At 49.8% G+C, this 12,603-nt stretch carries 13 protein-coding genes and 1 tRNA gene; 10 read left to right on the forward strand and 4 right to left on the reverse strand.

All coding sequences use genetic code 11. The annotated features are described in order from the left end of the window. Positions 1-87: 87 nt before the first annotated feature. From murA to H6G00_RS20775, 6 genes are all read left to right on the forward strand, one after another. Positions 88-1,494 carry a UDP-N-acetylglucosamine 1-carboxyvinyltransferase gene (gene murA / locus H6G00_RS20750; RefSeq protein ID WP_190644957.1) on the forward strand — a complete coding sequence of 469 codons (1,407 nt, stop codon included), beginning with the start codon at positions 88-90 and terminating at the stop codon, positions 1,492-1,494. Between the two features lie 124 nt (positions 1,495-1,618). After that, on the forward strand, positions 1,619-2,494 hold the full coding sequence (locus tag H6G00_RS20755) for a M48 family metallopeptidase (RefSeq protein WP_190798176.1): 876 nt from the start codon (positions 1,619-1,621) through the stop codon (positions 2,492-2,494). After that, a tRNA-Leu gene (locus H6G00_RS20760) sits at positions 2,473-2,554 on the forward strand. Before H6G00_RS20755 ends, H6G00_RS20760 begins: the two co-directional genes overlap by 22 nt. Before the next feature lie 97 nt (positions 2,555-2,651). Further along, positions 2,652-2,894 carry a hypothetical protein gene (locus H6G00_RS20765; RefSeq protein WP_190644913.1) on the forward strand — a complete coding sequence of 81 codons (243 nt, stop codon included), beginning with the start codon at positions 2,652-2,654 and terminating at the stop codon, positions 2,892-2,894. A gap of 174 nt (positions 2,895-3,068) precedes the next feature. Further along, positions 3,069-5,333 (forward strand): GAF domain-containing protein, encoded by a 2,265-nt coding sequence (locus H6G00_RS20770; RefSeq protein ID WP_190798177.1) that lies wholly within the window; start codon positions 3,069-3,071, stop codon positions 5,331-5,333. A 180-nt stretch (positions 5,334-5,513) separates the two neighbouring features. Further along, positions 5,514-6,488, forward strand: a complete 975-nt coding sequence (locus H6G00_RS20775; protein WP_190798178.1) for a YihY/virulence factor BrkB family protein — start codon at positions 5,514-5,516, stop codon at positions 6,486-6,488. Between the two features lie 22 nt (positions 6,489-6,510). On the opposite strand, the gene H6G00_RS20780 is transcribed toward H6G00_RS20775, so the two are convergent. Continuing rightward, positions 6,511-6,693, reverse strand: a complete 183-nt coding sequence (locus tag H6G00_RS20780; protein ID WP_190644910.1) for a hypothetical protein — start codon at positions 6,691-6,693, stop codon at positions 6,511-6,513. Positions 6,694-6,735: 42 nt separating this feature from the next. Then, positions 6,736-6,927: a hypothetical protein gene (locus tag H6G00_RS20785; protein ID WP_190644909.1), complete on the reverse strand. Its 192-nt coding sequence runs from the start codon at positions 6,925-6,927 to the stop codon at positions 6,736-6,738. 293 nt (positions 6,928-7,220) lie between these two features. Between H6G00_RS20785 and H6G00_RS20790 the strand changes: the two genes are divergently transcribed. The 4 genes from H6G00_RS20790 to H6G00_RS20805 are packed head-to-tail and all read left to right on the forward strand — an operon-like array spanning position 7,221 to position 10,241. Next, complete coding sequence (locus H6G00_RS20790; protein WP_190798179.1) at positions 7,221-7,811, forward strand: SRPBCC family protein; 591 nt, start codon at positions 7,221-7,223, stop codon at positions 7,809-7,811. Positions 7,812-7,837: 26 nt separating this feature from the next. Beyond that, a complete protein-coding gene (locus tag H6G00_RS20795; RefSeq protein WP_190798180.1) occupies positions 7,838-8,587 on the forward strand; it encodes a hypothetical protein in 750 nt (249 codons plus the stop codon). A gap of 4 nt (positions 8,588-8,591) precedes the next feature. Then, positions 8,592-9,269 carry a 5'/3'-nucleotidase SurE gene (surE, locus tag H6G00_RS20800; RefSeq protein WP_190798181.1) on the forward strand — a complete coding sequence of 226 codons (678 nt, stop codon included), beginning with the start codon at positions 8,592-8,594 and terminating at the stop codon, positions 9,267-9,269. Positions 9,270-9,308: 39 nt separating this feature from the next. After that, positions 9,309-10,241, forward strand: coding sequence for an NAD-dependent epimerase/dehydratase family protein (locus H6G00_RS20805; RefSeq protein ID WP_190644905.1), 933 nt, complete (start codon positions 9,309-9,311; stop codon positions 10,239-10,241). A 266-nt stretch (positions 10,242-10,507) separates the two neighbouring features. Here the strand turns inward: H6G00_RS20805 and pgsA are convergent, their stop codons facing one another. Together pgsA and H6G00_RS20815 are read right to left on the reverse strand one after the other, a co-directional pair. After that, positions 10,508-11,032: a CDP-diacylglycerol--glycerol-3-phosphate 3-phosphatidyltransferase gene (pgsA, locus tag H6G00_RS20810; protein WP_190798182.1), complete on the reverse strand. Its 525-nt coding sequence runs from the start codon at positions 11,030-11,032 to the stop codon at positions 10,508-10,510. 28 nt (positions 11,033-11,060) lie between these two features. Continuing rightward, positions 11,061-12,371 carry a PAS domain-containing sensor histidine kinase gene (locus H6G00_RS20815; RefSeq protein ID WP_190798183.1) on the reverse strand — a complete coding sequence of 437 codons (1,311 nt, stop codon included), beginning with the start codon at positions 12,369-12,371 and terminating at the stop codon, positions 11,061-11,063. Between the last annotated feature and the right edge of the window lie 232 nt (positions 12,372-12,603).

Below are 12,603 nucleotides of genomic sequence, written 5' to 3' on the forward strand. Positions count from 1 at the left end.
AAATTGCTGTAAGTCAGAATTCTCGACATCTCAACACTTTCCGGTAGAATCAGAACCAAATTTGAAGTCACAGATAACCAACCGATTCTGGAGGACAGACCCATTACTCCTTCTTTTAGTTCATCAAGTAGTTCATCAAGCCCTCGCTCTCTACCCGAGGAAGGCGACTCCGTACTCAAAATCTGGGGCAAAGCCCCTTTGCAAGGACAAGTAAAAATCAGCGGAGCCAAAAATTCAGCCTTAGTCGTTATGGCAGGCTCATTGCTTTGCCCTCAAGATTGCCGTATTCGCAACGTCCCATCCTTAGTGGATGTACAGCGGATGGGCGAAATTTTGTCGTCCTTGGGCGTGAAATTAGAACGGCATGGTGACGCTCTAGAAATCGATGCACGGCACATTGGACAATCTAAAGCCCCTTACGAGTTGGTTAGCCAACTCCGAGCTAGCTTTTTTGTGATTGGCCCACTGCTAGCGCGGTTAGGAGTTGCCAGAGTCCCACTACCGGGAGGATGTGCGATTGGTGCTAGACCTGTAGACCTGCACGTTAGAGGGCTACAGCAAATGGGGGCTGACGTGCAAATTGAGCATGGCACGGTTCATGCTTACACCACAGGAGCAAACAAGCGGCTCAAAGGAGCCAAAATATATCTGGACTACCCCAGCGTAGGTGCGACCGAAACGTTGATGATGGCAGCGACTCTAGCCGATGGAGAAACGGTGATTGAGAATGCTGCTCAGGAGCCAGAGGTTGTTGATCTGGCAAATTTCTGTCGAGCAATGGGGGCAAAAATTCGCGGAGCAGGAACCAACACCATCCTGATTTCAGGTGTACCGAGTTTGCACTCCACCGACTACTCCGTCATTCCCGACCGGATTGAAGCGGGGACTTTTTTGGTTGCTGGAGCAATTACCCATTCTGAAATTACCCTCGCTCCTGTTGTGCCAGACCACCTCGCGGCAGTCATTGCCAAACTTCAGGCGATCGGTGCAGAAGTGGTAGCTGACGCTCCTAATCGCCTGCGGATCATTCCCGCTCAAACTCACTTCGCTACAGACATCGAAACCTTGCCCTATCCTGGTTTCCCAACAGACATGCAGGCACAGTTTATGGCGCTGCTGACCCTCAGCGAAGGCGATAGCGTCATTACAGAAACCGTGTTTGAGAATCGTCTGCGCCACGTGGCAGAGCTAAATCGTATGGGCGCAGATATCCGCGTCAAAGGAACTCATGCCATTGTCCGAGGCGTCCCTCTATTGTCGGGTGCTCCAGTCGTAGCAACCGATCTGCGGGCTTCTGCTGCCCTAGTGCTAGCAGCCCTGGCAGCAGAGGGAATGACCACAATTCAAGGGCTACAGCACCTTGATCGGGGGTACGACAATCTGGAGGTCAAGCTGCAAAAACTAGGAGCTAAACTGCAACGAGTTCCAGCAGACCCATCAGAGATAATTCAACCCGTCTCAACTGACTCATCAGAAACAGGTGTCACAGCTTAATCAGTCCAACTGATGCGATCGCCTCTTAGCCCCGGCGATCGCTCCCCCGACAAGCTAAACTTCTCGCTATACTAAACTCGAAGCCGGGTGTAACCTGCTTTACAAAGTTTCCCTCCAGTTCGCCATGTCCTTCTCCAAAACTTTTCTGGTTGGTCTTAAATCTGACCAATTTCGTCACCCTTTAGATTTGAAAGCAACCCAAGCGCTAAAACAGCTTCCTGGCTTGGATTTGCTCATTCGCAATCTACTTGGGCCAATCGCTGAACAATTTTTCTATTTAGAGAATATTGCATCCAGCATTTTAGTCAGTGAGCAGCAGTTGCCCGATTTGCACAAGCTGCTGGTCGAAGCCTGCCAGGTTCTAGATTTGGAGACTCCACAACTCTACATTCGTCAACATCCAGTACCCAACGCCTACACGTTTGCGGTGCGAGGCAAGCAACCGTTTATCGTGATTCACACCTCACTGATTGAGCTACTCACTCCTGAAGAAATTCAGGCAGTGATCGCTCACGAACTGGGGCATCTCAAGTGCGATCACGGAGTTTACCTGACTCTAGCCAACTTAGTCGTGTTGGCAGCAGGAAACCTGATCCCGTTAGGAGGAGTGATCGCTCAAAACCTTCAGGCACAGATTTTGGAGTGGGTTCGCTGCGCTGAATTTACCTGCGATCGCGCTGCCTTGCTCGTTGCCCAAGATCCCCGTATCGTCGCATCCGTACTGATGAAGTTGACCGGTGGCTCACCCACCTTGTCCTCTCAGCTAAACCTGGATGCATTTCTGGCACAGGCTCGTTCCTACGATGACATCAGCGACAGTGAACTAGGCGAATTGCTGAAGCAAGCTCAAACTGCTCAACTGACTCACCCCGTTCCAGTATTGCGAGCAAGAGAAATTGATCGCTGGGCAGGCAGCCAAACTTACCAATCACTACTCCAAAACCGCACAATCGGCTATAATGGTGAAGCTAAACCAGAGGGCGGATGGCGAAATTGGTAGACGCACCACACTCAAAATGTGGCGGCTTCGGTCATGCGAGTTCGAGTCTCGCTCTGCCCATTAATTTGAATCAAGTTTCTCCAGAATAGGTTTCTTAAAAAACTTATCTGGAGAACAACGGTCAGCCAATAACCTGATAGGTGATAGGAGAAAATCAATGTCTCAACAGCTCAAGCGGTGGGAATCTCCCCGCCGGGAAGGTAGAAACGACAAAGGCAAAGGGGGCAGTGCCCGACAGCGACAAAAACTGAAGCAGCTAAAGGGTCTGCGGCAAAAGTTAAAGCGGCAAGCAGATCAGCCAGAAACTAAGAGGGGAGAGAGCGCAAGTTCTTTCCCCTCTTTTGCTTTCCCCAACCCTTCAGATTCGGATAGACTCTTGCAAGATTCGATTAAGTCATAAAAATCTAAAACATTCCGTACATAGGAGATGTTTAAGCGATCGCGGGAATAATGCTAGGAGAGACATCTTTTAGTCGCCGATTTTGGGCAACTGGACTCAAGAAATAGAGCAGTCCCACTCATAGAGTTGAGACCAAAGCTAAAATCGCCGAAGAATGCCTCTCTAAGTCCAGTCGTGTTAGCCCCAACAACCGCTATTGCAACGGCAAGAGGCGAGAATGTGAACATAGAAAACTTGAATCAGCAGCCGAAAATAGCTCAAATTCATTCGTGCCAAGAATTGTTTGACCAAGCCCCAGCAGGTTACTTGATCACTGACCAAGCAGGGCTTGTGCAGGAGGCAAATCAAGTAGCCGCACATCTATTTGGAGTTGCTAACGGTCAACTGCTCGGCAAGTCTCTAGCTGCTTTTGTAGCTGCTGAAAGTTTAGACCAATTTTTGTTGATGTTAGCTCAGTCACAGCAAGACTCAGCAGAGCAGTCAGCAGAAATTTGCTTCGTTACGCCTCAGGGAGATTTGCTTCATACAATTCTCAGCATTAACGCAGTTTTTGACTTGACAGGTCAAGTAGCGGGGTTACGGTGGCTAATTCAAGACATTAGCGATCGCAAACAAACCGAAACACAGCTTCAACAGCAGGTAGAACAGGGAAAGTGGCTGGGGGCGATCGCTCGTCGCATTCGTCAATCGCTCAACCCTCAAGAAATTCTAGACGCTACGGCAACTGCTACCAAGTCATTTTTTCAAGCAGATCGAGTGCTGATTTCTCGCGCCAGACCAAATGGCGACTGGGTAAATGTAACCGAGGCACTTGAATCAGGTTGGACCTCCGTTTTAGGTTTTGCAGTAGAAAAAGAGTGGGTAACAGAGCGTCTTGATGTCTACCAACAAAAAGGTGCATACACCATTCACAACATTGAGCAAGCTAGTCTTTCACCGAGAAGTCTGGAACTGCTCCATCACTACCAAATTCAAGCGCTCCTGTCCATTCCAATTATTCAAGACGAGCAGGTTCTGGCATTTCTATCGGTGCATCAGTGCCGTAGCCCCCGTAACTGGCAAATGTCAGAAATTGATGCACTCCAACAGCTAGCAGACCATCTAGCAACCGCTCTCCACCAGTCAGAGCTTTATCAACAGATTCAGCGACTCAACGCCGACTTAGAAAAAGAAGTGCAGCGGCGCACGATTGAAGTACAGAGAGCAGTGGCATTTGAATCAATGCTGAAGCGAATTACTGATAAAGTGCGAGATTCGCTTGACGAAAGTCAGATTCTAGAAACTGCTGTACGTGAGCTGACCCTGGTGCTGGGCTTGAGCGGCTGTAACGCAGCGCTGTACGACCTCGACCAGGGCACGTCCACCATTCACTACGAATACATTGACTCGATTCCTGCGTATCAGGGAAGAGTCGCTCAGATGAACCATTTCCCAGAAATTTACAGCCAGCTCCGTCAGGGCTATTACTTTCAATTTTGCTCCCTATCCCCCAACCCGGTCCGGGGACAGGTTGCAATGCTGGCCTGCCCAATTTTCGTTGATTCAGAGTCTTCTCAGGGTGTTGAGCAAGTCGTTTTAGGCGACCTGTGGTTAATCAACCACAAAGATTATGTGTTCAGCGAGTTTGAAATTCGCCTGGTCAGGCAGGTTGCGAACCAGTGTGCGATCGCCATTCGTCAAGCTCGACTGTATCAAGCAGCTCAGGTTCAGGTGCGTGAGTTAGAAAGACTCAATCGCCTCAAGGACGAATTCCTCAGCACCGTTTCCCATGAATTGCGGACTCCCATCTCCAACGTCAAGATGGCAATTCACATGCTCAGAACTGCCACAACGGAAGAGAAGCGGCAGCGGTATCTAGAAATTTTGGACGCAGAATCGACCCGTGAAGCGGAACTGATCAACGACCTGCTCGATTTGCAGCGGCTAGAAGATGCTTGCTACCCCATCACCTTCGAGGTCATTCGTCTACAAGATTGGCTACCGGGGATCACAGAACCCTTCCATGCTCGAACTACAGTTCACGATCAAATCCTAGATGTTTCCTACCCTTCTAATCTGCTGCCGATGGTGGCAGACCCAGTTGTCTTGCGACGAATCCTCGCAGAACTGTTGAACAATGCCTGCAAATATACTGTTCCTGCGGGTGAGATTTATCTCAAGGTGTCTCAGGAATCAAACCTCGGCTTGAACTTAAATTCAATAACGGTCTTTACCCTTCGCAATCGGGCAAATATTCCTCATTCTGAACTGCCCCATATTTTTGAGAAATTTTACCGGGTTCCCAATGCTGATCCCTGGAAACGGGGCGGGACGGGATTAGGGCTGGCGCTCGTACAAAAGCTGGTAGAACAGTCTGGCGGAACAATCAAGGCGGAAAGCACAGATGGCTGGACATCTTTCACGGTGCGGCTACCCACTCAGATCCAGACGGAGATTTAGACGTTAGGCATTGCTAATTTGAAGTTACGAATCCGGTAGAGGCGTTTCGCGAAATGTCCTTGTAGGTAACGAACAGCCCCGCGTTAAAATGAGAAGTCTCATCTGGGCTATTTTTTGTTGAGTGGCGATCGCGCTCTAAATCTGGCAGAGTGATTCAGAAGGTATTGCTGCCATTTACCTATGATATCTGCTCGTTTTATTCGATTTTTTCAGCACCTTAATCTAGCAACCATCAGGAAAACGATTGATTGCGTAGGCAAGCAGCGTCTACCGGGTCTAGCTTCTGAGATGGCGTATAACGCAATGCTGGCCCTGTTTCCCGCAATTTTGGCTGTACTTACTGCAATTGGCTTGTTTCAACGCTTGCAGACTGCTTTTCAGCGTTTGGCAGATGAGGTGAGTGAACTAGCGCCTTTAGAGGCACTGGGGCTAATTCAGGGGGTCGCTAAAGAATTGAGTGAGAGCAGCAACGGTGGGCTGTTTTCCTTGAGTTTTGCGATCGCACTCTGGGCATCTTCTGGAGCGCTGAGTGCAGCCATGACCGCGCTTGACCAGATTCATCGAATTCCTCCAGAAAAAGTTCGCCCCTTTTGGAAGAAAAAGCTGATTTCCATTGGCTTGACGATCGGGACGATTTTGCTGCTGATGCTTGCCTCGACCCTCATTTTTGTAGGCGACCTGGTTGTTCGTCGGCTAGCGGATGTCAGCCTTCTAGAAACGTTGTGGCGACTGTTGACCTTTCCTCTAGCACTCGGCATTGTGTCGATTGCCTTTGCCTTTGTTTATCGCTTTGGCCCAAGTCAGTGGGTTCCAGGAAAACCCATTCTCCCAGGTGCAGTCCTGGCAGCGATATCCTGGGCTATCCTGTCCAACTTATTTCGTTTTTATGTTGCTCAGTTTGGCAACTACAACAAAGCTTATGGAGCCGTTGGAGCCGTAATTGTGCTGCTCTTGTGGCTCTACATGAGTTCTCTAGTGATGTTGATTGGAGATCAGTTGAATGTAACCGTTGGCGAATCGATGCAAAGACGGGCGAAGCTAGTTCGGCATCACCATGATGAAACTGAGGATGTAGCGATCGTTAAACCTGATACAGAGCAGCCTCAATCACGCCGTCTAAAATTGGTGCGAGGGTTTCGCATTGGGCGTAAGTAAAATCCCATAGAGTCCACAGCTCTCAGCGTTTTATGCGCTGGATGAAGTCAAAAACCCCGGCTCCAATCGACAGGAAAATTAAGAGCCAGATCACCAAACCTGGCAAAAACGTCAAAATCCCAATGCCTCTCAGCACCCAAACTACCAGTGTGATCCCCACAAATGACAGAAAAATCGCGGTTTCTGTCCTGACCGATCTGCTCATCTTTCTTCCTCAGACAGCAACCTACAGCTTATACACACCGAGTTACGTCCATCTGCGGCTTTGAATGCCCGTCAGAATTCCAACCCCGATGGACAACAGCACGATCGCCCCGACTGCGGGTCTAGGAATCGCTACACCGTAAGCCTGTAGCAATAGGATGATTGCCACTGCTACCAGCAGAAAACCAAAAACGTATAGAACGATCGTAATGGCAAGATTGGGGGTTCTACCCACAAACTCTTCTCCTCACACCTTTAGAAATTTCAACCCCCATTGTGACATGGCAAGGGTCAGCCCGTTCTAACCGAATTAAGCTGTAGGCGAAACAGCATATTCGCAAAGAAAATTTAACAAATTCACGAATATCTTTATAATTGGTTGAAATTAGTTTGGTGATTTCCTCAGTGGACGTGGTTATGGTAGTGGATGGAGTTCCTGCAAAATCGAAAACCAACTACTTGAATTATTGAGTTTGAGCCCCTTAGTTTGAACCACTTAATTGTTTCACCAGGAGTTGCTGAACTGAGATGACCGGATTTGCTGTGTTGGGCTATGCTGACTCCGAGTCAGGTCAAAGCTTTGATGTCGCTAGAGAGAAAGCGCTCTTAAACGGAGAAATTTTGCTAGAGACGCGATCGCACTCTGCCTGGGGAGGAGCAGTCACCGCCTGGATGTACCTGCCTCTGGAGCGATCGCAGGTCTGGCAGCAAGTGACAGACTACCCCCGCTGGGTTCAATACTTTCCTGATTTGGTGTGTAGTGAGGTATTAACTCACGGAGAAGGGCTACAGGGGTGCAAACGACTCTACCAGGTCGCCAAAAAAACATTTTTCATGCTTTCAGCCCAGGTTGAAATTTATCTGAAAGTAATCGAAACCGTTCATACTAGCGCCCGTCAGCAGATTCAATTTCGGATGGAAAGAGGCAGCTTTACAGATTTTTCGGCTGATCTAAAGCTTCAGGATCACCAGTCTGGTACCCAGTCCGGTACGTTACTAAGCTATTCTGTGCAAGCAACTCCAACGATTCCGGTGCCTTCTGTGTTTATTCAGGAAGCAATGCGGCTTGATTTGCCTGCTAATATGCGAAAAATGCGGCAAGTGATTTGCGGCCGCTAGTTACTCCTCACTTCACTTCCTGAATCATGTCAACGCAAAAGTTTGTGCAGCGGTTAGGTTCTGCTGGTAGCTGTTTAGGACTAAGTTCCCTAGCTTGGCTGGGGTTTAGTGCACTGCCTGCGATCGCCCAACTTAGCCCTCCTAACAATCTCAGCACGCTGCAAAACTCTCCAGCTAGCCAGCGCTTGCTAGAAATGTTTTCCATAGACATCCAGAACACTATCTCAGCCTGTGCCGACCGGGGAAAGGTTGATCTGGCAGCAGGGGCAGGGAGCGATGGTGCAGTCGTCTGTGGAGATGGCTCAAGCCAGCCAGAAGTCTCTTACACAAGCTACCTGGACACTATTTCAGATATCTTGGCGGCAAGTGGGCTAGTTGGCTTTAGAACGGTGGTGGAAGCTGATCCCAGAGTTACGCCAGAGATGTTGGTGACGGTTTTCTCAAACCCCCAAGGTACAGCAACTTTCTACAATGCAATTCAGTCTGTCATCGTCCAAAGTCAGCTTTTGCCTGCTGACGCGGAAGACTCTACAGCACTTTTGGCAAACGAAGTAGTCGGAAAGTTGCGAAATAGCCTACAGAGTTCAGCAAACCTTGAGGGACTGCTGGGTACGGCAGAACAGTACGCTCAGGTTGTTGATAATTTCTGCACGGCACCTGGCATGTCGGTTGACCAGGCGCGACAGCAAACACCCGGATTAACCTCCATTCAGCTTTACGCAATTTGCGTCCAGGAATCGGGTATGGCAGACGAAATGCTCCAGTTGGTCAATTAACGCTGTGACCCTAATTCTGACTAACGATGACGGCATTGACGCCCCCGGAATTCGAGCGCTCTGGCAGGCTGTTGGGGGACGGGGCATCGTTGTCGCACCTCAGCAGCCTCATTCAGGCTGTAGCCATCAGGTGACGAGCGATCGCCTCATTCACATTCAGCGCCGTTCTGATCAAGAGTTTGCGATCGCAGGTACCCCGGCTGACTGCACTCGCATTGCGCTGCATCACCTTAATTTCAAACCCAAGTTTGTCCTCTCGGGGATCAACGCGGGCGGCAACTTAGGAGCAGATGTATATCTGTCTGGCACCGTAGCGGCAGTGCGAGAAGCCGTTTTACATCGGGTACCCGGAATTGCGGTTTCCCACTTTATTCGACGGGGTATGGCGATCGACTGGCAGCTTGCAGCCCGTTGGACGGCACAGGTGTTAGACAAACTGATGCAACAACCCGTTGAGCCAGGAGCCTTTTGGAACGTCAACCTGCCTCACCTGGAGCCCGGATCACCTGACCCAGAAGTTGTTTTTTGTCCACTCTGCACTCAGCCTTTGCCAGCCGTCTACCAGGTTGAAGGAGAATATTTGCGCTACGTGGGCGAATACCCCAAACGCGCCCGCGATCCGGGTGCTGATGTGGACGTGTGCTTTTCGGGCAAGATTGCGATCACCCAACTGCGGCTGTAGCCTCTATAATCCTTAGCGTAGGTAAAGGGGCGATACAGAATGCGGATTTTGATCATGGGTGGAACGCGGTTTATTGGCGTTTACCTGACGCGAATTCTGATAGAGCAGGGTCATGAGGTGGTGCTGTTTAATCGCGGCAACAAGCCTGCTCCAGTAGAGGGAGTGCAGCAAATTCAGGGCGATCGCACCGACGCTGCCCAACTCAAAGACAAGCTTTCCTCCGAGCAATTTGATGCGGTGTTTGACAACAACGGCCGCGAATTGAGCGATACGCAGCCCCTTGCCGAAATCTTCAAAGACCGGGTGCAGCACTTTGTCTACGTCAGTTCGGCGGGGGTGTACCTCAAGTCTGACCAGATGCCCCACGTAGAAGGCGATCTCGTTGATCCGAAGAGCCGCCATAAAGGGAAGTTTGAGACAGAAACTTATCTGGCAGAAGCAGGCATTCCGTTTACGTCGATTCGTCCGGTCTATATTTACGGGCCGCAAAACTATAACGATTTAGAAGCCTGGTTTTTTGATCGAATTGTGCGCGATCGCCCCGTTCCTATTCCCGGAAACGGAATGCATCTAACCCAGTTTGGTCATGTCCAGGACTTGGCAGCAGCAATGGCGGCAGTTTTAGGTAACTCGCAGGCGAGCGGGCAGATTTATAACATATCGGGCGATCGCGCTGTCACCTTTGATGGGCTTGCCCGTGCTTGTGCAGCAGCAGCAGGGAAATCGCCAGAGTCCACAAAAATCGTGCATTACGACCCCAAGCAGTTTGACTTTGGCAAGCGCAAAGCTTTTCCGATGCGGGTTCAGCACTTTTTTACAGACATTCACAAGGCGAAGCAGGAGTTGGGCTGGCAGCCGCAGTTTGACCTGGTCGGTGGGTTAAAGGATTCTTTTCAAAACGATTACATGACCAGTGGTCGTGATCAGAGTGCGATCGATTTTTCGACTGATGATGAGATTTTGCAGTCCTGATTGGTTATTAATATTGAATGCTGATAGCAGGCTTTAAATGTTGGGTTCCGCTGCGCTTCACCCAACCTACACAACCTGTAGAACCGTAGGTTGGGTGGAGCAGAGCGGAACCCAACACCTTGAGCTTGCTGTAACGGTAGGGGCAGTTCGCGAACTGCCCCCCTACGCTATGGCTTTACCCATCTGGAAACGGCTGGAAGATGTTGCAGTGGGAGGGGCGCACCGCACCCCTACAGGGACGTGGGGAGAACTGAATGCTATGCCCCTTACTGGGGACTTGGAGATGAAGCGGTTTTGGGCATCAGGTAAATGGCACCAGAGATCCAGGTAAGCAGTACTGAGATCCAAAAGGCGACTAGCGAAAGCGTTATCCAAGCGGCAGGTAACGGAGCGATGAGAAGGGCGATCGCCACAATCTGGCTCACCGTCTTCAGCTTGCCCCAGATGTTTGCGCCAGAAATGGTGGTTTGGCTGACCCGCCATCCGGCAACCGTCAATTCCCTCGCCAAAATTAGAAATACGCCCCAGGCAGGCACCTGACCTAACTCAATCAGCGCTAACAGCGGAGCCAACACCAGCAGCTTATCAACCAGCGGATCGAGAAACTTGCCCAGATCAGTCACCTGGTTGAGTCGCCGCGCCAAATAGCCATCCAGCCAATCTGTACCGGCGGCAATCAGGAAGATCACCACACTGATCCAGCGAGTTTGTTCCGTTGGCTGATATAGCAAGTACAGCAGCAGCGGCACCCCTAGCAGACGAGAGAAGGTGATCGCGGTTGGTAAATTCATGTCAGTTCAGTAGAAATTTGCAGGGCATCTATGGGGTCGCGTAGGGCAGCGTCACGATAACAGTCGTACCTACGTTAACCTCACTATGAAGGCCAATGGTGCCTCCGTGCAAATCTACAATTCTTTTAGCGATTGCCAACCCCAGTCCGGCTCCTGAAGCGTTTTTGCCGTTCCCAATTTTATAAAAAGGCTCAAACAAATGCGGCAGTTCTTCAGCAGAAATGCCAACCCCTTCATCTTGGATCTGAAAAATGACCTGAGTTTCCTCGTGCGTCAACTTTACGTAAATATTGCTGGAGTCAGAGGAATAGTTCACCGCATTAGACAGCAGATTTCCAAACACTTGCTTCAGCAAAATGCGATCAAAACTGGCGGGGCGCTGTTCTCCTTCATAGACAAAATGAATCGTGTGGGCGATCGCGCTAGTCAACTGAACTTCATCAATCAGCTCTTGGCAAAACTGCTCTAACTGAACTGGGGAAGGTTGGATTTCTAGTCGATTAGACTCCACTTCATCTAGGATCAAGACCCCTTCAAATAGCCGGGTCGTGTACTGGATTGCAGCTTTCATTCGATGGAAGTAATTTTCTTTTTTGGCTTCGTCTAACTGATCGCTGTAATGCTCCAAAATTTCAATTGAGGTACGAACGACCGTAAGAGGAGTACGAAACTCATGAGAAATAGTTTGAATGATTCGAGATTTTAATTCGCTAAGTTGCTTTTCTGCGGCAAGCTGGTCGCGAATGGCTGCCTCTGCCTGCTTGAGTTGGCTGATATCTCGAATGATCCAGCGCATGTCAGTGATTTCGCCTGCCGAGTTGCGAATCGTCGAAATGGCGATCGCCACCGGAAACGGCTCCCGCTTGCGGGGCTGCATCTGAATCTCCCAATCGGTGAGGCGGCGCAGGCTCAGCAACTCGCTCAACTTGTTGCGAAACCTTTTTCGATCTGCATCGATGACGTAGTTTATCAGTGGCTTACCAACCAAAAACTCTTGGGGGATGCCTAGCATCGTTGCTGCTGCCCAGTTTGCTTCTCGAATCATCCCGTTCAGGTCAGTCACCAGATACCCATCTGGAGCAAGCTCAAACAGATTTTGGTAACGCTTACGTTCTGCAACGAGTGCCTTCTGGCTAATCTTTAGCTCTTCGTTTTGAGTGTTTAGTTCTTCAAGGGCGACGTAGAGTTCTTCCAAAGAAACGTGCAGTTCCTCGGTTAGCCCTTCTAAGGAGAGATCAAATGAATCAGATTGAGCTGAGTTGCGGCTGGCAGCTTGAAGGATGTTGTCTAGCCGGTTCTGGGCACCTCTGACCTGTTGCTCAAAGTCAGCTATGTTCATAGGGCGATCGCTTTACTGCAAAGCTTAAGGGGGCATAGAGTGATTAATCAACTGCCTCTAGAAACTTCAGGAGGGGCTTGATACTGCCAAGCTTAATACGAAAGAATCTGTTACGTCTCAGTTCAAACAAGTATCACCAGCTTAGAAATTAGCAGATTACTGAGATTTTAGCGTTCTCAAATCAGCTTGCCACGTCTCCACAGGGAGATTGGTAATCTGCGGTAGAAAAAAA

Source organism: Leptolyngbya sp. FACHB-541 (assembly GCF_014695875.1).
Taxonomy (GTDB): Bacteria; Cyanobacteriota; Cyanobacteriia; order Elainellales; family Elainellaceae; genus JAAUTN01.